This is a genomic window from Paenibacillus sp. Leaf72, assembly GCF_001422685.1.
Lineage (GTDB): Bacteria > Bacillota > Bacilli > Paenibacillales > Paenibacillaceae > Pristimantibacillus.
In genome coordinates this window covers 956,418-977,404 of record NZ_LMLV01000001.1, presented here as the reverse complement: position 1 = coordinate 977,404, position 20,987 = coordinate 956,418, and the positions used below count along the sequence as shown (strand labels likewise).

General features: G+C 49.1%; 17 protein-coding genes and 3 pseudogenes. 13 read left to right on the top strand and 7 right to left on the bottom strand.

Translation table 11 applies throughout. The annotated features are described in order from the left end of the window. The first annotated feature begins 17 nt into the window (after nt 1-17). From ASF12_RS04315 to ASF12_RS04295, 5 genes are all read left to right on the top strand, one after another. Nucleotides 18-1,703 (top strand): peptide ABC transporter substrate-binding protein, encoded by a 1,686-nt coding sequence (locus ASF12_RS04315; RefSeq protein ID WP_056030000.1) that lies wholly within the window; start codon nt 18-20, stop codon nt 1,701-1,703. 132 nt (nt 1,704-1,835) lie between these two features. Next, nucleotides 1,836-2,777: an ABC transporter permease gene (locus ASF12_RS04310; protein WP_056029995.1), complete on the top strand. Its 942-nt coding sequence runs from the start codon at nt 1,836-1,838 to the stop codon at nt 2,775-2,777. Then, nucleotides 2,770-3,789, top strand: a complete 1,020-nt coding sequence (opp3C, locus tag ASF12_RS04305; protein ID WP_056029992.1) for an oligopeptide ABC transporter permease — start codon at nt 2,770-2,772, stop codon at nt 3,787-3,789. The genes ASF12_RS04310 and opp3C overlap by 8 nt, the downstream gene beginning before the upstream one ends. Before the next feature lie 13 nt (nt 3,790-3,802). Next, the gene (locus tag ASF12_RS04300; RefSeq protein WP_056029990.1) at nt 3,803-4,906 is read left to right on the top strand and encodes an ABC transporter ATP-binding protein; all 1,104 of its coding nucleotides are present in this window, start codon (nt 3,803-3,805) and stop codon (nt 4,904-4,906) included. Beyond that, nucleotides 4,870-5,796, top strand: coding sequence for an ABC transporter ATP-binding protein (locus tag ASF12_RS04295; protein ID WP_056029987.1), 927 nt, complete (start codon nt 4,870-4,872; stop codon nt 5,794-5,796). Before ASF12_RS04300 ends, ASF12_RS04295 begins: the two co-directional genes overlap by 37 nt. 391 nt (nt 5,797-6,187) lie before the next feature. Here the strand turns inward: ASF12_RS04295 and ASF12_RS04290 are convergent, their stop codons facing one another. From ASF12_RS04290 to ASF12_RS04275, 4 genes and pseudogenes are all read right to left on the bottom strand, one after another. After that, a complete protein-coding gene (locus tag ASF12_RS04290) occupies nt 6,188-6,739 on the bottom strand; it encodes an IucA/IucC family C-terminal-domain containing protein (RefSeq protein ID WP_056029986.1) in 552 nt (183 codons plus the stop codon). Further along, nucleotides 6,729-7,490: an IucA/IucC family protein gene (locus tag ASF12_RS04285; RefSeq protein ID WP_056029984.1), complete on the bottom strand. Its 762-nt coding sequence runs from the start codon at nt 7,488-7,490 to the stop codon at nt 6,729-6,731. Before ASF12_RS04285 ends, ASF12_RS04290 begins: the two co-directional genes overlap by 11 nt. Then, nucleotides 7,463-7,756, bottom strand: a complete 294-nt coding sequence (locus ASF12_RS35010; protein WP_056029981.1) for a hypothetical protein — start codon at nt 7,754-7,756, stop codon at nt 7,463-7,465. The genes ASF12_RS04285 and ASF12_RS35010 overlap by 28 nt, the downstream gene beginning before the upstream one ends. 28 nt (nt 7,757-7,784) lie before the next feature. Further along, nucleotides 7,785-8,123, bottom strand: a pseudogene (locus tag ASF12_RS04275) (MFS transporter); the annotation flags it as partial. An 85-nt stretch (nt 8,124-8,208) separates the two neighbouring features. Between ASF12_RS04275 and ASF12_RS04270 the strand changes: the two are divergent. Continuing rightward, nucleotides 8,209-9,789: an AraC family transcriptional regulator gene (locus tag ASF12_RS04270; protein ID WP_056029972.1), complete on the top strand. Its 1,581-nt coding sequence runs from the start codon at nt 8,209-8,211 to the stop codon at nt 9,787-9,789. A gap of 30 nt (nt 9,790-9,819) precedes the next feature. On the opposite strand, the gene cntE is transcribed toward ASF12_RS04270, so the two are convergent. Next, complete coding sequence (gene cntE / locus ASF12_RS04265; RefSeq protein ID WP_056029969.1) at nt 9,820-11,016, bottom strand: staphylopine family metallophore export MFS transporter CntE; 1,197 nt, start codon at nt 11,014-11,016, stop codon at nt 9,820-9,822. 1 nt (nt 11,017) lies between these two features. Next, entirely contained in the window at nt 11,018-12,655 is a 1,638-nt protein-coding gene (gene nikA / locus ASF12_RS04260; protein WP_056029966.1) for a nickel ABC transporter substrate-binding protein, read from the bottom strand. Between the two features lie 194 nt (nt 12,656-12,849). Between nikA and ASF12_RS04255 the strand changes: the two genes are divergently transcribed. The 3 genes from ASF12_RS04255 to ASF12_RS04245 all read left to right on the top strand — a co-directional run bounded on the left by ASF12_RS04255 (nt 12,850) and on the right by ASF12_RS04245 (nt 16,308). Further along, a complete protein-coding gene (locus ASF12_RS04255) occupies nt 12,850-14,511 on the top strand; it encodes an AraC family transcriptional regulator (RefSeq protein WP_056029963.1) in 1,662 nt (553 codons plus the stop codon). Between the two features lie 43 nt (nt 14,512-14,554). Beyond that, the gene (locus tag ASF12_RS04250; RefSeq protein ID WP_056029960.1) at nt 14,555-14,947 is read left to right on the top strand and encodes a DoxX family protein; all 393 of its coding nucleotides are present in this window, start codon (nt 14,555-14,557) and stop codon (nt 14,945-14,947) included. A gap of 341 nt (nt 14,948-15,288) precedes the next feature. After that, a complete protein-coding gene (locus tag ASF12_RS04245) occupies nt 15,289-16,308 on the top strand; it encodes a Leu/Phe/Val dehydrogenase (protein WP_442952513.1) in 1,020 nt (339 codons plus the stop codon). A 519-nt stretch (nt 16,309-16,827) separates the two neighbouring features. Here the strand turns inward: ASF12_RS04245 and ASF12_RS04240 are convergent. Continuing rightward, nucleotides 16,828-17,421 (bottom strand): annotated as a pseudogene (locus ASF12_RS04240) (MFS transporter); the annotation flags it as partial. 234 nt (nt 17,422-17,655) lie between these two features. Between ASF12_RS04240 and ASF12_RS04235 the strand changes: the two are divergent. From ASF12_RS04235 to ureC, 4 genes and pseudogenes are all read left to right on the top strand, one after another. Next, nucleotides 17,656-17,907 (top strand): annotated as a pseudogene (locus tag ASF12_RS04235) (TetR family transcriptional regulator C-terminal domain-containing protein); the annotation flags it as partial. Nucleotides 17,908-17,930: 23 nt separating this feature from the next. Then, nucleotides 17,931-18,353, top strand: a complete 423-nt coding sequence (locus tag ASF12_RS04230) for an ester cyclase (RefSeq protein ID WP_056029951.1) — start codon at nt 17,931-17,933, stop codon at nt 18,351-18,353. A gap of 245 nt (nt 18,354-18,598) precedes the next feature. Beyond that, nucleotides 18,599-18,925, top strand: coding sequence for an urease subunit gamma (locus tag ASF12_RS04225; RefSeq protein WP_056029948.1), 327 nt, complete (start codon nt 18,599-18,601; stop codon nt 18,923-18,925). Continuing rightward, nucleotides 18,922-20,970, top strand: coding sequence for an urease subunit alpha (gene ureC, locus ASF12_RS04220; RefSeq protein ID WP_081418600.1), 2,049 nt, complete (start codon nt 18,922-18,924; stop codon nt 20,968-20,970). Before ASF12_RS04225 ends, ureC begins: the two co-directional genes overlap by 4 nt. Nucleotides 20,971-20,987 lie beyond the last annotated feature (17 nt).

Here is a 20,987-nt window from a genome sequence, read left to right as displayed (position 1 = left end):
TTGGGGAGGAAACCTTGTTGAAAAAAGTAAAGATAACAATCGCCCTATTTTCGGTCCTTTTATTATTAGCAGGCTGCACAAGCGCAAAGCAGAGCTCGGGTACGACGCCCGCTTCAGCTGAAAGCTCTAGTGCCCCTTCAGAGAGCCTGGCGCCAGAAGCAAGTCCATCACCACTGAAGGTGCTTAATTTGGGGAAAGATGTGGAGCTTGCGTCGATGGATTCCGCCATTGCGACAGACGGGCTGTCCTTCGAAGTGATTGCCGCTACAACAGAAGGCTTGTATACGATTGATGAGGATCGCGTGCCCCAACTGGCTCTAGCTGCAAAGGTAGATTTGAGCGAGGACGGCCTCCATTATACGTTTACGCTGCGAGATGCGAAGTGGTCCAATGGCACTCCGGTTACAGCGCATGATTTTGAATTTGCATGGAAGCGCCTTGTTAATCCGGAAACGGCTAGTGAATACAGCTTCATCGCAGGAGTAGCCGGTTTGAAAAATGCCGATGCCATCATTGCCGGCGAGAAAAGCTTCGACGAGCTTGGCGTAAAGGCTGTTGATGACAAGACGCTGACGGTGGAGCTTGAACGCCCCATTCCTTTCTTTAACTCTATAATCGCCTTTCCTTCTTTCTTTCCTGTAAATGAAGCCTTCTTGAAGGAGAAAGGCACGGAATATGCATTGACTCCAGAAGCGCTGCTGGCCAATGGCCCGTTCAAGCTGAAGACATGGGAGGTCGGCGGAACAACCTTTTATTTGGAAAAAAATAACGAATACTATGATGCAGCCAGTGTAAAGCTGGATGGCCTGAACTATAAAATTATTAAAGATACACAGCAATCTGTCCTTGCCTACGAAAATGGAGACATCGATTACGTCGCCCTCTCTGGCGAACAAATTGCAAACTATCAGCAAAGTTCGGAATACCATAGCGTGCTGACAGGCTTCTTATGGTATTTGTCACCGAATCAGAAGGTTCCCGGTCTTGAAAATGTCAATTTGCGCAAGGCGCTCTCGCTTGCTTATGACAAAACAGCGGTCGTGGATGAAATATTGAAGGATGGCTCCATCGTAGCTGATTTTGCCGTTCCGCAGTTTTTGGCGACCGGGCCGGATGGGAAGGACTTCCGGGAAACGGCAGGCAGCTATCCATCAGGCAATAAAGAAGAAGCACTGAAATATTGGGAAAAAGCGAAAGCCGAGCTTGGCATTGATGCCATTGAGCTGGAGCTGCTGTTTGAGGATACGGAATCCGCGACGCTGGTGTCGCAGTTCATTCAGTCAGAAATTGAGACAGCGCTGCCTGGCGTAACCTTCGCGCTCAAGTCCCAGCCGAAGAAAAATCGCGTCGAGCTGATGTACAACGGCGAATATGAAGTGGGCCTGACCAGATGGGGGCCAGATTATAACGATCCGATGACCTATTTGGCGATGTGGACGACGGACAATCCGAACAATTTTGGCAAATGGAGCGAGAAAGCCTATGATGAGCTCGCGGATCGGGTGAGCAGAGGCGATCTGGCCAGCAAGCCTGAGGAACGGTGGGAAGCGTTAAAGCAGCTGGAAGCGAAAGTGCTGGAGGAAGCGGTTATTTTCCCTGTGTATCAGAAGGGCAACGCCATTTTAATTAAACCGGAGGTAACCGGTATTAATCTTGGCGCTATAGGTGGCAGTATTTCTTACAAATTAGCTGACAAACAATAACGGGCTGTTTCCTTGAAGGGCCGGATCGCAGAAGCGGAAGTTCAAGCAGCTGTGATCCGGCATTTCATCGCGAAACGATAGCTTGGCCGCCAGAGGACGGCGACAGCCGTTTACGCTTGAGAGGTGAAACGATTGAGAAACTATGTGTTAAAAAGATTAGGCTTAGCCGTTGTGACTTTGCTCGTTATTTTGCTGATGCTCTTCCTTATGCTGGAGATTATGCCGGGCTCGCCGTTTAACGATGAGAAAATCACCCAGGCGCAGCGGGCCGTGCTGGATGCCAAATATGGCCTGGATCAGCCCGTGTTTAATCGCTTTGTCCATTATATTAAAGCGATGCTGAGCGGTGATTTCGGAGTTTCCTATGTCATTCAGAAAAATATGCCGATTTCCGCCATGCTGGAGGCGCGCCTGCCTGTATCCATACAAATCGGGTTTCAGGCCGTGCTGCTGGGAACGGCGATTGGATTGCTTCTCGGCATTGTAGCCGCTCTTAAGCACAATAGCTTTGCCGACAGCCTGACGACTTTTGTTTCGGTCATTGGTGTCAGCTTTCCCTCTTATGTATTTGCCCTTGCCCTGTCGTATTTTTTGGGATGGAAGCTCAAGTGGTTTCCGCTCTTATATAGCTCTGCATCGCCGTTTGTGTCTACCGTGCTGCCAACGATTGCCCTTTCGATGTTTACGATTGCGACCGTTGCCCGTTTTACTCGCTCTGAAATGATTGAAGTGCTTAGCTCAGAATACATACGGCTATCGGAGAGCAAGGGAGTGGGAAGCGTGAGGCTGATTATTGTTCATGCGCTGCGTAATGCGCTCATTCCCATTATTACGGTGCTGGCGCCGCTCGTTGTCGCTTTAATGACCGGCAGTCTCGTTATTGAGCAGATTTTCGCCATTCCCGGCATCGGCAGTTTGCTCGTGACGGCGATTCAAATCAATGACTACAACGTCATCATCGCCGTATCCTTCCTTTACAGCATGATGTTTATTGCGATTATGCTGGCTGTAGATATTTTATATGGCGTCATCGATCCGCGCATTCGTTTGGCGAAGGGGGAGAAGCATGGGTAATCCGGTTCAATCTTATACAGGTACAGGTGGCGACTTCGAACTTGCTGGCAATAGCGAGCGCGCGCAAATCGATCATACCTATACGAGCCAGTCGTATGGGAGGGATGCCTTCCTGCGGTTTAAGGTGAATAAAGGTGCGGTTATTGGCCTAGTCATTATTATTATCATTTCTTTTTTCGCCGCCTTCGGGCCGATGATGAATGAGCACACGTATAAATCAATCCATATTAAGCATAAAAGCTTGCCTCCGCGCATTGAAGGCTTGGATACCTTTTTTATTTTTAATGGAGTAGCCCATGGGGTTCATGTGTACGAGGAGAAAGGGCTGACCGATGTTTATTATATTTTCGGCACCGATACGTTGGGGCGCGATTTATGGACCCGTACCTGGGAGGGGACGCGCATTTCCTTGTACATTGCGGTAATTGCCGTTGCAGTAGATATGATGATCGGCATGTGTTATGGCCTTGTTTCCGGTTATTTCGGCCGTTCGGTTGACAATGTCATGCAGCGATTTATTGAAATTTTAAGTGGCATCCCGAATTTGGTCATTGTGACGCTGCTCATTGTCGTGCTAAAGCCGGGGTTTGTAACGATAACGCTCGCCTTAATGATTACAGGCTGGATTGGGATGAGCCGGGTAGCACGGGCGCAAATTTTAAAGCTGAAGGAACAGGAGTTTGTGCTCGCGTCCCGAACGCTCGGGGCGGGTCATTTCCGTATTATTTTCAAAGATATTTTACCGAATATTTTCGGGCAAATCATTATTATGTCGATGTTTTCAGTTCCTAGCGCGATCTTTACCGAAGCTTTTCTGGCGTTTATCGGTCTGGGCATTCCTCAGCCCATGGCGTCATTAGGCTCGCTCATTAGCGAAAGCTTCAAGTCGATGACGATTTATCCGTATATGATTGTCGCCCCGGTCGTTGTACTGGCGCTGCTGATGCTGAGCTTCAATCTGCTCGCAGACGGGCTGCGCGATGCGCTTGATCCGAAAATGAAAGAAAGCTAGGAGGGGGAAGCAGATGAGCGAAACGGTGCTTTCAATCCGTAATTTATCGATCTCGTTTCAAACGGCGAGTGGGCTCGTAAATGCCATACGCGGAGTGGATCTTGAATTGCGCAAAGGGGAAACGGTCGCGATTGTTGGGGAATCTGGCAGCGGAAAGTCCGTTACGGTAAAGGCAATCATGCGCATCTTGAGCAGCAATGGGCAAATTAATGCCGGCTCTATCCTTTTTCACTATGAGGATAAAGGCAAGCGTGTGACTCAGGATCTGCTTAAGCTGTCACAAAAGGAAATGCGCTCGCAAATCAATGGCAGGCGAATCGCCATGGTGTTTCAAGATCCGATGACGTCGCTGAATCCGACGATGACCGTTGGCAATCAAATTATGGAAAGCATGATCATCCATTTGAGAAAAAACCGCTCCGAAGCGCGCAAGCGAGCGCTGGAACTGCTGCATCTCGTTGGTATAAGCGATCCTGAGAAGCGAATGAAATGCTACCCGCATCAGCTGTCCGGCGGCATGCGTCAGCGTGTCGTCATAGCGATAATGCTCGCCTGCGACCCGGAGGTGCTCATTTGCGATGAGCCAACGACAGCGCTTGATGTGACGATTCAGGCTAAAATTTTAGAGCTGATAAAAACGATTCAAGCGAAAACGGGCATTTCGGTCATCTATATCACGCATGATTTAGGCGTCGTTGCGAAGGTAGCCGACTATGTGACGGTCATGTACGCGGGAAAAATGATTGAGCGGGGGACGGTGGAAGAAATTTTTTACGATCCTCGCCACCCATATACATGGGGGCTGCTTTCCTCAATGCCGGACATGGGCTCGCCGAATGAAAAGCTGTACACGATTCCCGGCAGTCCGCCGAATTTGCTTCATCCCATTACTGGGGATGCGTTCGCACCGCGAAATGTCCATGCGCTAAACATTGATTTTAAGCTGGAGCCGCCCATGTTTAAAGTTACGGACACGCATTATGCGGCGACCTGGCTGCTGCATGAGAATGCGCCGAAGATCGAAATGTCAGAGACGCTGAAAGCGAGATCGGGCAAGGTGGCGAAGGAGGTGGGGAGCGAGTGGGAAGAGAAACCATCTTACGAGTTGCTGATCTGAAGCAGCATTTTAGAGTAAGCAAGCATTATACAGTGAAGGCGGTAAATGGGGTTTCCTTTGACATCCATAAAGGGGAAACCTATGGGCTCGTAGGAGAGTCAGGCAGCGGCAAGTCGACGATTGGGCGAACGATTATTCGGCTGTATGAGCCAACGGCGGGCGCGATTTCTTTTCAAGGTGCGGATATTTCCGGGACGCTGAGGGAGAAGGAGCAGACGCTGCTGCGCACCAAGATGCAGATGATTTTTCAAGATCCGATGGCCTCGCTTAATCCGCGGAAAAAAGTAATCGACATTATTGCGCAGGGGCTGGACATTCATAAGCTGTACCGAACGAAGCAGGAGCGCCAAGAGAAGGTAGAGCGCATACTCGAAAAAGTAGGGCTGTCGCGCGAGCATGCAAACCGTTATCCGCACCAGTTTTCGGGCGGACAGCGGCAGCGCATAGGCATAGCCCGGGCACTTATTATGGAGCCGGGGCTTATTATCGCCGATGAGGCGATCAGCGCCCTCGATGTGTCGATTCAGGCGCAGGTTGTGAATTTGCTTAAGAGCATTCAAGAGGAAACAAACACAGCCTTTTTGTTCATTTCCCATGATTTATCGATGGTCAGATATATTTCTGATCGAATCGGTGTGCTGCATTTAGGCTATTTAGTCGAGACGGGAACGACGGAGGATATTTTCGAGCGCCCCGTACATCCGTATACGAAGTCGCTGTTGTCGGCGATTCCCCATGCCAATCCGTTGAAGGAAAAAACGAGAGTCACCCTCTCCTACGACTATGCAAGCAGCGGGATCGATTATGCGAGAGGGACGGAGCAGGCCGTTTCGGCGACTCACAGCGTGCTTGCTACCGAGGAGGATTTTTCATTGTGGATCGGCAGATAAATGAATGCAAGCGGCATGCGATAAAAGGGGCTGGCAGCATAGTTAGCAATGAGCTGTTTGTTGTTTTTATGGTTTGCTAATGGTTGTATGTTTTTTGTGCTCAATCGGTTAGCGTTTGCTAATTCTCGGTTGCTTACAGCTGTTATCCCCTTAGCTCAGAAGAGCCGCATGTGCAGGTTAACACGTCTTACCCCTCGTAATTAACCTCTTCTTTGTTCATTTCTGTTGTTGGGAGGCAGGCTGTTGGTATCTCCAGCCGCAGCCTTCAAGCTTTCTGAGCTAAGGGGATAATGGCCCAAAGCGCCGCGAAGCATGTATCTATGCTGGAAGGGAGAAAGGGAGTTGTCTATTAAACAACTCCCACATTTAATTACAATTGAAAAGGCGAATTTTATGTTTCATCTATGCGCATTGGATTCGGTATTTCCACATATAAGGGCGTTTCGCCGCGCTGGTGAAAACGGCTGAGCAGATTTGCCTTTGCCGGGAGCGTAGCGCTGGTTAATAAATCTTGAATAAGATTGTGCAAAAGCGCATGGGAGGATGCTTGCTTGATTTCTTGCAGCACGTCGCTTGCGATCGCCCAGTACACCTGCTCTTCCTTCCCGCTATAATACGAAATTCGTGCAATTAGATGAGAGAGATGGTTAACGAAAAAATAATATTTTAAGCGATGGCGCGCCTGCTCCTCGGAATAGAGGACAGGGCTGTCTTCCCGCAGCAAGGTGTTAATCCAGCCCCGCTGCTTGGCCAATTCAACGTTAATGCTAATGCCCTCAAGATCTCTAACATAAAAAGTGCTGGGCATGCCTTGGTGCAAGCGGAGCATCGCATTTTGCACATGCGCTTCCAGGCTTATGCCCGTTTCCGCGTATAAATGCAGCAGCGGCTTCATCGACAAGTGCAAATATTGGCGCAGCCAATTTGTCCAGTCAGGCTGCAAATGACTCCGTCGTATACTCCTCTCGAATAGCATCAATCGCCCTTGAGGCGTCAAGCGTTCGCAGCAGCTGCTCGGGCGTATTCTCACGAATGAAATTCGTAATCCGAATGTGCAGCGACAGCTTGTAAAAGCAAGCTTGCTCCGGGTTCCATACCGTTCGCACAGATGAGGTCGGGTATACGAGTGGCCCGGTATCCCCTAAATCTACAAGCATTCCTTGCTCCAGCAATTTTTGCACAGGCGCAAGGCTGCGTACATATTCTGCCTGCCAAGGATGGCAAGGCAGAAGCCTATAATCGCCGCTCGCCGCGCCAAGCTTCGCTTCGGCTGCCGCTTTCATCGCAGGTGGAATCCACGCGAAGTGCTTCTCATTCGATTGTTCGCCAAGCCAATCCTCTGCAATATATTCAGCTGCCGCAGCAAAGCAGTGAAGCGTGAAGGCGGCGCCGAATTCTGGCGAATAAGCCTGTGAATCGTTATCGGTGAAGCCTTGCAGGCTTTTTGGAGTCGGATGAAAGGGATGTCCGCAAAGTAGCGCCTGCTCCAAATAGCGGAAATCAAGGAGCCGCTCCCCTTGTTCGCGCTCCTGCTCAGCGGCATAAGCCAAATAGTGATTTAAACGCTGCTGGCTGTTATGAATAAGGGCTTTCAGCTCCGCCCGTTTTTGCGATTTAGACGCTGAGTCTGCCTGGGCGAAGCAAATTTCATCCAGCACAAGCTGAATCACTTCGGCGAACGAGTTTTTTTCCACTGCTGTGCTTCCTTTGTATAAAAGTGCTCCCCAAACACATGGTGGCCGCCCGCAGACAAATGCAGAACAGTTCCATGGATTCCAAGCTTCGTGTGCGGGAGCCAAATGACTTTCGTTATTTCAGGATGAAAAAAGGAAACATCGCTAGGCTCGAATTGCCCCGATTCGCGAAGATAGGCATTTAACAAGCGGCTGATGCTTTCTTTTTCCGAGAGCTGAACGGATGGGCTAGATAAAGTAACTTGGTTTATTTGAGCTTGCGGCATGTTGGATTAGCTCCTTTCAAACGCTGATTTATTGGGCGGAAAAATGTTTTTGCTGCCGAATATGGGCAGCGGGAAACCAGACAAGCATAGAGGCGAGCAGCATGAAGCCTCCCATCACCAAAAAGACAGAGGACAGGCCTAGCTGAGCGCCAATAAAGACACCAATGGTTGGCCCGGAAATTTGTCCTGCCATGAGGAGGCTGTTTGTTGCCCCGATTTTAACGCCTCTGTCATGGTCGGATGAGGTTTTGAGGACAGAAAGCATGACGGTTTGCAATAATGCACTGTAAAAAAAGCCTTGCAGAAAACGGACAATAAAAAGCCAGATCAAGCCAAAAGGCAGCGTCTGGGCGATGATGCAAAGGGCGCATAGTAGCCCGGCTGCGGTGAAATTGCGTGCGGGCCGATAGAAGAAATTGTCACGGTTTTACGAAAGGTCGATGCTAAACCGAATGCCGTTGCGTTCTTCGAAGACGAATCAGCTCTATTTATTTTCATCCTTGCGGAAACGGAAGTTTCCCGTTCATCAAGGAGCAGGCAGCCATCGGATAGGCGTGCATGTGCTGTGTTTTATTTTAGAAGGCGAAGCAAGCCTCTTAATAGATGGCGTATTGTGCAGAATTCGCCCCTTCGAGCTGTATTTATTAGTGCCGGGAATGATCATTGATGTTCCGGACCGCTGCAGCCTGATTACGTATTACGGCCTTTTTTTTCAGCCTGTTATGCTCGTGAAGGAAGGCAAAAAGTTTGAAGGGGTAAAAGCATTATCGCTGTCTGGCGCTTTTTTGCCGGGCCATATTGCTATTCGCCAGCCGCAGCAGGTGCTTCAACGATTGCTGCATATGTATGACCAAAGCAGAGGGGCAGCGAGGGCGGATGCTTTTTCCTTGCGGCTGCTGTTAGAAGAATTTATTAGCTTTATTATTGCAAATGCACCAGAGCAGCGTGAAGCGAGCGATGAGCGAATTGAGCGCAGCATTATTTATATGAAAGAAAACTATACGGGGAAAATAAGCATTGACCATTTGGCTGAGGCTGCCGAAATGACGACAACCGCTTACTCCCGCCTTTTTCGCAAAATGAAGGTCGCAAGCCCTATTGAATATTTAAATCAAATCCGGATGGATAAGGCGAAGCAAATACTCGATCAGGAAGATCGGCGCGTGAAGGAAGTGGCTGATTTCGTCGGCTTTCGCAGTGAGTTTTATTTTAGCCGCATGTTTCAGCGTTTAGTCGGCGTATCGCCAACCGTTTATATGAAGCGCGGAACGATGAAAATCGCGGTCGCTTCTTCACTTGGCTTTCACGAGCATTTGCAGTCCATCGGCATCGAGCCTGTATGCGTCGTCGATTTGTTTCAATATCCAGGGATAGGGGAACAGGCGTATAGCAAACAGTTGATTGAGCAGCTTAGCGAGCTAAAGCGTTCCAAGTGCGATTTAATTATTGCAGATCATTACCATTTGCATCTTAAGGACAGCTTTAAGCAAATCGCAACACCGTATTTTCTCGATTTTTCCGTGTGGGATTGGAAACGAAACTTTGTGAAAATTGCCGAGCTTGTAAACCGGGAGCGTGAAGCCGAAGCGGTGCTGACCCGTCTGGATTTAAGCATTGAAGATGCCAAGCGGCTGCTGCATCATTCGATGGGCGAGGAACGGATTACGGTTATGCAGGTTAGTCACCGGGCGGTTGGCATTCAAGGAAAAACAGCCCATCCACTCAATGAACTCATTTATAAAGAGCTTGCTCTAAAGCCGGGTGGACAAGTGCCTGAAGAGATGTGGAGGCTGGAAATTCCGCCGGAAGCGTTGCCTGTACTGGACACCGAGCATTTGTTTATTCAGAAGCATCATGTGCTGGCAGGCAGCGAGGAAATATTCAAGCGGATGACACAAACAGCTGCGTGGCAGGAGACAGGTGCCATTCAAGAGGGAAATATACATGCGATTCCTAACTGGTTCGTCATGAGCTGGACACCGTTAGGAAGGCAGCATATTATAAAAAAGCTCATTGATTTGCTGGCAAAATAGCCGATCAATGAGCTTTTTTTCGTGTATATATTAGTGGAATTCCGATTTCAAGCGGCGGCCGCTTATGCGTACAACCGCAACAGCGGAAAGCAATAATAAGGCGCAAATGCTGTACATAACGGAGTAGGATAAATGATCGGCGACTGGCCCCATCGCCATGTTGCCGAGCACAACGCCGAGGTCGGACATGGCGATAAATAAGCCAATGAGCGTATTTCGGGAGGCGGCTGGCAGCACAAAGGTCAAATAGGTCATTAAGGTTGGATAAAGCAGAGCCATGCCAAGCCCGATTAATCCGGCTGCCACATACATATAGGCGGCTCCCCAATGGATGGACAAGGCTAGCAGCTCGGTACCTATCGTCATACACAACAGCAAACTAATCGTTAAGCCCGCAGGCCACTTGCCATCGGAGGGCAGCTTTGTCCGCAGTGCAAAGCGGGAAATGACGATGATGCCAGCCTGAATCATGAGATAAATGCCGGCATCGCCGACCCCACTTTGCTTCGTATACAGGGCAATAAAGGTTACGACAGCACCGAAGCCAATAGAAGCAATGAGCATGGCCGAGCTGCACACGAGAAAAGCCCGATTGCTCCATAATTGGTTAAGCTGCGCCAGTGTAGAGCTTGTCTTCACACCAGTGCTAGAACTGCCCAAGCGGGAAGGAAGGGGGGAACTATACCCCACAAAGCCTGCTGTAACGCCAATAATAAGCAGGACAGCTGCGAAAGAGTACAGTTCGCCCCAATTCCATAAATAAAGGGCAGCCATAGGCAGGACAACGGTTGGCAGCATGCCAGCTAACAAATACAGCGACAGTCCTTGCGAACGCTCCTTTTCAGGCAGCGTATCGACAATACCCATTTGCAGCGCCAAGGAAAAAAAGGCGGTCGTCACGCCCTGCAGCGCACGCAGCAGAAAATACCATTCCAGACCGAGAAGCGCGTACAATGCCAAAATAATAAAGTTTGCGAGCAATAATAAACGCAGCACAAACTGTGGGCCAAAGCGGGCGACCACATTGCCGGCCCAAGGCCGAAGCAGCATGCTGGTAAGCATATAAGCGCCCATCATCATGCCAATTTCGGCATTGCTTGCTCCTTCGGCTTTCCCGCGCAGCGGAACAACGATATTAATAATCGGATTCGCGCTGAAAAATAAAAAGGTAACAATATAAAGCCGCATAAAAGGCGGGGATACGGATACAGCTATGCTTTTGCCCATTTTACAGATTCAGTTCGAGCCCTTCAAAAGGATGATCCCAACGACTGGCGGGAAATTTGAAGTTTTTCAAGTTTTTCTGGTAAACGACGGTTTGTTTAATATAAGAGATTGGCAAAATAACCGACTGTTCATTCAATGTTTTTAAAATGGATGTATACAACTGCTGGCGTTCCGCTTCGTCCGTGGAAGCGAGTGCGGTGACAATTTGCTGATCCAGTTCCGCCTTCATGGGGAGGCTGCTATGTGCTTCCGATATACCGAAGCCCGGCTCCCTGACTGAATTAATAAGCGTATGCGGATCATAAGGCACGCCATAATTGAACCAGAAGTGGATGTCAAAGGTGCCTTCCCGCAAGCGCTGAGGAATCATCGCGAGTTCAACAGCATTGAGGTTCAGCTTGACTCCAATTTCGGCCCACCCGGATTGAATCGTTTCGGCCATCGCTTTCTGAATCAGATCGCCCTTATCGTACATTAACTCAAGCTCGAGCTGCTGGCCGTCTTTTTCCCTTACCGTTTTACCAGCTTCGAGCTTCCACCCGGCTTCATCCAAATAGGCATTTGCTTTCGCCACATCGTAACCGATAGGCTCAAAGTCGATATTGGAATAAGGATAGTTTTTGGATAAAATGTTGTTGGCAGCTTCCTCAACGCCACCCGTTACGCCATCTACCATGGTTGCTTTGTCAAAGCCTTGCTGAAGCGCAAGGCGCACCCGGTGGTCAGCCAGCTTGTCGTTTAGCGTATTGAGCAGCAGGCTTCTTGTGCCAACAGGCTCGGATAGCCCAGTCTCATATTTGCCTGAATCCTTTAATTGCTGGAAAGCGTCCATACTGATTGCGCCCTCGCCAAAAATCAGATCCAGCTCGCCTTTCTCGAAAGCGAGAACCCGTGTTTCACCATCCGGTATAATTTTGACTGTTATTTTGTCGAGCTTCGGCATTTCTCCCCAGTAATTCGGATTTCTGGTGAAAACCGCATATTCATCTTTCTTATAATCAGCGAGCTGCCAAGGTCCGGTGCCGATCGGCTGCTTGATATCTTTCGTCGTATCTCCGTCATCCGGGAACCCGGCTTCGGCGAGAAAACGGAAAGGCCGCACAATCGCCAAATCCTGCAAGGTTGGATAGTAGGGAGAGGTCAGCGTTATTTTAAACGTAAATTCATCGACAGATTCCGTTTTTTCAAGCACTTTGACGAGTCCAATCCAGCTGTGGACGCTTTTGTTAAGCATGATTGCATCAAAGTTTTTCTGGACAATGGCTGCGTTAAACGGCGTTCCATCCGCGAATTTAACATCTTGGCGGAGCTTGAACGTATATTCCTTGCCATCGGTTGAAATGACCCATGACTCAGCCAGCAGCGGTTTAAGCTCTCCGCCTTCGTTGTAGCTGACCAATGGCTCATAGAGCATGGACTGGGCAAAGAGTTGCGATGGATAGTAGACATGAGGATTAAGCGGACCTATATCTCTTAGCCAAGCAACGGTAATCGCTTGTTCCTGCGGGGCGGCTGTGCTTGTTCCCGCCTCGTTGCCATTAGAGGCCGCCTCTTGCTGCGAGCATCCTATTGCGAGCATGACTAATACGAACAGAACGGAAATCGTCTGCAGGGTGGTATTTCTTTTTATTCTGGACATCTTTGCAGGTACCCCTTTTCATCTATTGAGAATGATTATTACGTTCAATAATACTAAGGATTCTTCACTTGGCTAGCAATAGAGAAATGTCTGTTTTTTTATTGGACAAAATGAAGAGCGGGCGCGGATGTTTCTTGATAGCCCAGTTATATTCCGATATACTAATACAATTATGATGAGAAGGGAGCACGCCGATGGATGAACATCCCTTGTTAAAACCTGATGAAACATCAGCTTCCCTATCGCTGCCTTACTTGTATATTCTTACGTCTGTTAACATAGTAGATTGTGCAATTGACCGATCGATTCATACATTAGAAAGCGAAGGACATCGCCTCATTGCTTTTGCGCAAAGCGGGGGCAAGCTCCATCTGGAGGGCCATTCTATTTATGCCGAAAAAGGGGCGTGCTTTCTTCTTGCTCCTGGGGCAAAGGCGCAAGTGGAAGGAAGTGAGCCAGGCGATCATCGGGGAGCGGTATATGTGATTGCTTTCGATGCTTATCGAGTAGGAGAACGGGAACCAGCGCAAGAAATAGGCTTAACCTTGCCCTATGAGACGAGAATTGATGTGACTGCAATGGCGCGGCTCGTTGATTTGCTGGAGCAAGCTGCTGAGGGAGCTGCAAATCATCAAAGCTGCAAGCAAGTGGACCAATTCAAGCAGCAGATTAGGCTGCAGGAGCTTCTTGTGTTGCTGATGGAGCATGTGGCAGCTTCACGTTCCTCATCGGATGCTAAGCTGGCCGTTCAGGAAAGCATCGCTTATATGGTAGAGCATTACCGTGAGGAGATAACCGTGGAGCAGCTGTCGAAAATGTCCGGTGTAGCCCGCTGGCAATATAGCGCATTGTTCCAAACGTTAACTGGCAAAAAGCCGCTCGATTATTTGACGGAGCTTCGTTTGAATCGGGCGAAGGAACTGCTGCTGCTGACCAATGATCCTTTACGTGAAATTGCCCGCCAGGCAGGGTTCAAGGATGAATATTATTTTGCCCGCAGGTTCCGGCATGCCATGGGGCTGACTCCGAAGCAATATGCCAAAACTCGCGGCGTCAGCCATCCGACGATTAAGCAGGACGTTAGCCCTTTTTCACGAATCGTTGTAGTTGGTTATGTACTTGGCGATTTGCTTTCTCTGGGCATTAGGCCAGTAGGAGCAGACATGACGGTTATTGGCCGAAAGGTCGTTTATCGCAATGAGCTGAAAAATATTTCAGATATTGGCTTGCTGGGGGAGCTCGGCAAGGTGAAGGCGCTATGCCCGGATTTGATTCTCTACAGCAGCTTCCGGCAGGATCGAATGGAGGAGCTGTCCAAAATAGCATCTACCGTATCGATTGATCGCTTGCAGCCAACCTATGACCGGCTCATGCAGGTGGCGGAGCTGTTCGGGAAGGAAGAGCAGGCCAAGCAATGGATTGAACATTATGAGCGCAAAGCCGGGGAGATGTGGCGGCATTTGGCTTTATATACGAAGGAAAGGGAAACGGCTGCTATTTTTGTCCTAGTAGATGGTGATTTGTATGTCATGGGCATGAGGGGCATCGCCTTGACGCTTTACCATCCGATGGCATTTGAACCAGCAGACAAAGTAAGGCAATTAATTGAAGCGGGAATTCTTTTCCAAGCGATTGCTCTGGAGCAAATGAGTGAATATCATGCTGACCGCCTATTCTTATTAGTAGGGGAGAGCGAGCGATCTAGAACCGAGGCGGCGCGCATTACAAAAAGCGCGTATTGGCAGTCGTTGGACAGCAGCCGGGTTTATGTAACGGAAGCCAAATGGAATTTCGATGATCCCATTACAAGGGACAGGCTTTTACCCGCGCTGCCGCGAATTTTCCGCTTGCCGTAGCAGATGTGGTACAATATTTTCATAAACGTAGGGGGAACTATCGATGTATGCTCGCACTTCAAAAGGACGGCTTTGGACATCATGGATCATGAGCGGTTTGGTTATTTTGTTTATGCTGTTTGATGGCATTATGAAGCTGATTAAGCCTGCGGTTGTAGTGGAATCAACACTCGAGCTCGGGTTTCAGGAGCATCATATTGTCATTTTGGGCGTGCTTGCGCTCATTTCCACGATTTTATATGCGCTGCCGCGTACGTCGTTCCTCGGCGTTGTGCTGCTGACCGGTTATTTCGGCGGGGTTATCGCGACGCATCTGCGTTTGGATGCCCCATTGCTGAGCAACACATTATTTCCAGTATATCTTGCTGTGCTTGCTTGGGGTGGCATTTGGCTGCGGAACGAGCAGGTGCGTAAATTAATTCCTTTTCAAAAATAAAAGAGGAATAGGATGTAGTCGCTTGTCTAAACAGCCTTATTTGCTCGCGCCCAGAACGATTACGGTTCTGGGTCGCCGAGAAAATAAGGCTGTTTTTGTTTGCAGCCCATCTATAAGGGCGATCCATCGAAGGCAAACCGTCTAGTAAAACTTGCCTGGTTGGCTAGGCAAGCTGATGAGTCAAATCATAGCTTTAAAGAATAGATTATCGAGAGGGATATTCTAAAACGATTAAAGCCTTTATGAACCTCATGGATGATTATAGTGTTATTATATCTGACATTATTTGAATGGAGATAGGAGTGGGTGTTTTGTATTTTGAGCGGTTGGAGCAATATGGGATGGAGCAGCTCGTTTTTGGTTATGATCACAAATCGGGCTTAAAGGCGATTATCGCTATTCATGATACGACGCTTGGACCAGCGCTTGGCGGTACTCGCATGCATCCCTATGCAACGGAGGAGGCCGCCGTCCACGATGTCGTCCGGCTTGCGCGAGGCATGACCTATAAATCGTCCGTTGCAGGGCTTAATCTGGGAGGAGGCAAGGCGGTCATTATCGGCAACCCCATGACGGATAAAAGCGAGGAGCTGTTTCATGCGTTTGGACGATTCATTGGGACATTGAACGGCCGATACATCACGGCGGAGGATGTAGGGACGACTGTGGCGGATATGGATTTTATTCGTGAGAAGACGAAATTCGTTACGGGAGTATCGCCAAAGTTTGGAAGTGGAGGTAATCCTTCGCCTTTTACGGCACTAGGTGTATTTCACAGCATCAGAGCCGCCGCCCTTGAGGTTTTCGGGTCAACTGATCTAAAGGGAAAAACGATTGCGGTACAGGGTGTAGGCAGCGTTGCCTATCATTTATGCCGCTATTTGCATGAAGCGGGCGCAAAGCTGATTGTGACCGATGTCGTGCAAGCAAATGCAGAGCGCGTTGTGCTTGAGTTTGGGGCAATAATGGTCGGCGTGGATGATATTTATGGCGTCGAATGCGATATTTTTGCTCCATGCGCGATGGGTGGAATTATTAATGATGATACGCTTCCGCTGCTTAAGGCGAAGGTGGTTGCTGGTGCTGCCAATAATCAGCTGAAGGAAGAAAAGCATGGCGATCAGCTCGCGGCCCAAGGCATATTATATGCTCCAGACTACGTCGTCAACTCCGGCGGCTTAATGAATGTCGCTGACGAATTGTATGGCTATAACAGGGAGCGAGTGCTGAGCAAGGTAGAGGGAATTTACAGCCAGCTCCAGCGTATTTTTGAAATATCGAAAGAGCAGCAAATCCCTTCTTTCCGTGCAGCGGATCATCTGGCGGAGATTCGGATAAATAAACATCGGGTCTCTGTTTAGTGGTGAAATTCCGCGAACGCAATGGATAGAGTTGCAACCGTCCCGGTGTGCCTGCCCAGTTTGCACCAATCGTAACGCAGCCCCTATGTGGCTCATATGCTGCTGATTATTCCAGGAGTGGTTGCGTTCATGATGACCCGGGTGAGAATTTGAAGTTAATCACTGGGAAAACTGAGTTTTTCAAGATGTTTAAAGGCACTCGCAAGCTTCTTACGATAGCCGTAATATTTTCCTTTATTTCCTGGGGAATTATTAGCTTGTGCACATCAGCTATTTCTATGTATTTAGAATTCATACTGATTTCGTTGTGCGTCTTTCCGCCGCAATTGTATCATTCATGCGAAATGCTGATGCTGTTTTTTTGCGCTTTGCTAAGTTATCCCCTCAGCTCAGAAGCGTTGTGCCAAATGGTGCGCCGATATTTTTTTCTGAGCTAAGGGGATAACGGCCTAAAGCAATGGAAACCCCAATACAATTGGCGGAAACGTCGTTGAAAAAAAGGGAGAGCTAAGCAGCAGATTACGGCAACCGGGTTGCCGCCCAAAAAAGGAGTGCTATGGCGCTAACGCCTGCCCCTAGCCAGCATACACCGCCCCAGCCTGCATAAGCGTAAATGCTAGTAGAAGCAATAGAGCCGGCTGCGCTGCCTATGGAATAAAATACCATATAACCGGCAGTCAGTCTGCTTCGCGCCTCCGGTCGAATGCTGAGGATCATGCTCTGATTGGTGACATGTACGGCCTGTACGGCTAAATCCAGCAAGATAATACCTATTATTAATGGAAAAAGAGATTGGTCGCCATAACGAATGGCCAGCCAGGAAATAAGCAGCAGCGCAAGCGCGATGCCTGTTGTTCGTTGGCCAAAGCCGCGGTCAGCAAGCCGTCCTGCTCTCGCTGCGGCTAAAGCTCCGGCCGCGCCGGCTAGACCGAAGGCGCCAATAGCGGTGTGCGAAAGTGAGAAGGGCGGAGCACTAAGCGGCAGTACCAAAGACGTCCACAATATGCTGAAGGCGGCAAAAATGAGCAGCGCTAGCACGGCACGGACGCGAAGCACCCGTTCTTCCGCAAATAAGGTGAGTACAGAGCGCAGCAGCTGCCAGTACGATAGGCTGTCACAGACGGTGTTCTTTTTTTCATCATCAAAAATAATTCCTTCATGCATTCGGTTTTGTGAGGGCTTTTCCTTGCCTAGTATAAAATACTTATCAGTACATAATTATGCTTGATTACTATAATTTTAAACCCGTACGCTTGTCAAGGTTTGAATGCTTATACATTGACAATATGCCTATTCGATTTTAAAATAATAGTATACCGATCGTTATTAAATTGGAGGTTGCTATGGCCCGAGTGTGGGTGCTTTTGCTTCAATACGACGGTGGAGCTGTCCCCTCATGATGAGAAATTCGAAATTTTGACGAGAGAGCATCAGATGTATCTCTCTGTTATTTTTGAGGAGACGATTGAACGAGGCGTTAGTACGGGCGAGCTTGATTCCAATATCAACGCCAAGGGATTGGCCCAAACGCTGGTTGTGTCTGATCGTTCTTTTGTTGACAATAGCATGAATATGATATTGAGCTTGCTAGATTCATAGCCAGTAGGGGAAGAGGGATGAGGATGTCGGCTGCGCAGGTTGTACGTGAATTTTTTGAAAAGGTCCGTTCAGGTAAGGAGCTTGAAGCGGTACATGGAGTAATGGCGGAACGCGTATTGGCCCATCAGGTTAAATCGGAAAAGGAAGTGACGGTAGAGCGGTCGCCAGCGGATTATGCAGCTCATGTCCGCGAAATGATGCATATATATGGGGAGTTTACATTAACCGTTGAACAATTTTTAGTACAGGATGACCAGGTTTACGTGCGCTGGAAGCAGGTGGGCACCCATTTGGGCGAGATAGACGGTTTTGTGCCGACAGGAAAACCGATTGTTGAAATCGCAAGTGCGGTTTATCGGGTTGAAGCTGGAAAAATCGTTGAATATTGGATTCAAATCGATCGTGAAGGCATTCGTGTCCAATTGGAGCAAAATGCTAAACTTTAAGTTAAATGTTAACAGCAGTACGGTGGCCTTCACTGAGGTGAATTAGATGGCGCATAAGAAGCTTTCAGAACCACGGATCTCGCGGGACTGGAGGCTTTTTTTATATGAGGCTGGCTGGCTTTCGGACGCAATATTTATTTTTTTGTTCAAAATATCCAAAAATAAGGGTTTTCATGTTAGTATATATGACAAGGTCTATGTAGTTTATACAACATGGGAAGATGACGCTATAAAGGAGTGTAGCTATGTATTTGCTGGAGAGAGAGAAGGAAAAGCTGTTTATCGTGCTGGCAGCCGATTTGGCACGGAGAAGGCAAGCTCGCGGCCTGCGTCTTAATTATCCCGAAGCCGTTGCCATTATTACTTATGAGATTATGGAAGGGGCAAGGGACGGGAAGACGGTAGCTGAGCTTATGAGTTACGGGCGTACCATTCTTGCTGAGGAAGATGTGATGGAGGGTATCTCGTCGATGGTTCATGAGGTGCAGGTCGAGGCCACTTTTCCAGATGGAACGAAGCTAGTTACGATTCATGACCCCATTGTTCCGCGAAGGAAGGGGAGTGAACAATGATTCCCGGCGAGGTAGTTCCGAAGCAGAATGTCGTTTGGCAAAATACAGGTCGCATAGTAAGAGACGTACTAGTAATGAATCGTGGTGATCGGCCGATTCAAGTAGGGTCGCATTTTCCATTTGCACAAGTAAATCCTAAGCTGGATTTTGACCGTGCCGCAGCAGAAGGCTTCCGCCTCAATATTCCATCTGGAACGGCTGTGCGCTTCGAGCCAGGCGAGGAAAAGCCGGTTCAGCTCGTAGCTTATGGCGGAGCGGCCTCGCCGTTAAGTACTGAGGGTGAGGATAAACAGGTGGGCTTGCCGATTTCTAGAGAAGCCTATATCAGCATGTTTGGGCCGACGATAGGCGATCGAGTGAGGCTCGCTGATACAGAGCTGTTTATAGAAATTGAACGCGATTATGCCCATTATGGTGATGAATGCAAGTTCGGCGGAGGCAAGGTGCTGCGGGATGGCATGGGGCAGTCAGCCTTTCGTACTCGGGATGAGAATGTGCTCGATACGGTCATTACCAATGCCGTCATTATTGATTACGTCGGTATTGTGAAGGGTGATATTGGCATTAAGGATGGGAAAATCATCGCTATTGGTAAGGCGGGCAACCCAGATACGATGGAGGGCGTTCATCCTGAGCTCATCGTAGGCGCTTCCACAGAGGTCATTGCCGGAGAAGGGAAGCTTATTACTGCGGGTGGAATCGATACGCATATTCATTTTATTTGCCCGCAGCAAATCGAAACGGCGCTGTCTTCAGGTGTAACGACGATGATTGGCGGAGGAACGGGGCCTGCAGAGGGAACGAAAGCAACGACCTGTACACCGGGCAGCTGGCATATTCATCGCATGCTGGAGGCGGCTGAGGAATACCCGATGAATATCGGTTTTCTTGGCAAAGGCAACTCATCCGGCCTGGAGACGCTGCGCGAGCAAGTAGCGGCAGGGGCGATTGGCCTTAAAATTCATGAGGATTGGGGCTCAACGCCAGCTGTTATCGACGCGGCGCTCACGGTCGCGGATGAAATGGACGTCCAGGTAGCGATTCATACCGATACGCTGAATGAAGCGGGCTTTGTGGAAGAGACGATTAAAGCCATTAATGGACGGACGATTCATACGTACCATACCGAAGGGGCGGGTGGCGGCCATGCGCCGGATATTATTACACTCGCAGGGCATTCGAACGTCATTCCGTCTTCAACGAATCCAACAAAGCCTTTTACGATTAATACAATAGAAGAGCATTTGGATATGCTGATGGTTTGCCATCATCTTGATCGCAACATCCCCGAGGATGTCGCTTTCGCTGACTCACGCATACGTCCTGAAACGATTGCAGCGGAAGATATTTTGCATGATTTGGGGGCGCTTAGCATTATTAGCTCTGATTCACAGGCGATGGGCCGAGTGGGAGAGGTCATTTCCCGTACATGGCAGACGGCCGATAAAATGAAACGCCAGCGCGGCCCATTGGCTGGAGATGGTGGGGCTGGCGAGGATGGCAAAGCGGGAGAGGCGAGTGCCAACGACAACAGCAGGGTAAAGCGTTTTGTAGCTAAATATACGATAAATCCAGCCGTTGCCCATGGCATTTCGAAATATGTAGGCTCGGTAGAAGCGGGAAAATGGGCGGATCTCGTCTTGTGGAAGCCGGCATTTTTCGGGACGAAGCCTGAGCTGGTGCTGAAGGGCGGCATGCCTGCCTTCGCAATCATGGGTGATCCTAATGCCTCGATTCCAACGCCGGAGCCCAAAATCGGTCGGCTCATGTTCGGAGCGCATGGCAAGGCGAAATACAGCAGCTGTATTACCTTCGTATCGAAAGCAGCAGCTGAAGCTGGAATTAAGCAGCAGTTGGGCCTTGGGAAGCAGGTGCTGCCGGTATCGGGCTGCCGCACGATTGGCAAGCGCGACATGCTGCTTAATAACTTAACGCCGGAAATTACCGTTAATCCAGATACGTACGAGGTGCTGGTCGATGGCGAGCAGGCGATCTGTGAGCCGCTGAGCGTGCTTCCGATGGCGCAGCGGTACTACTTATTTTAGAAGCTCGCTTGGAGGGA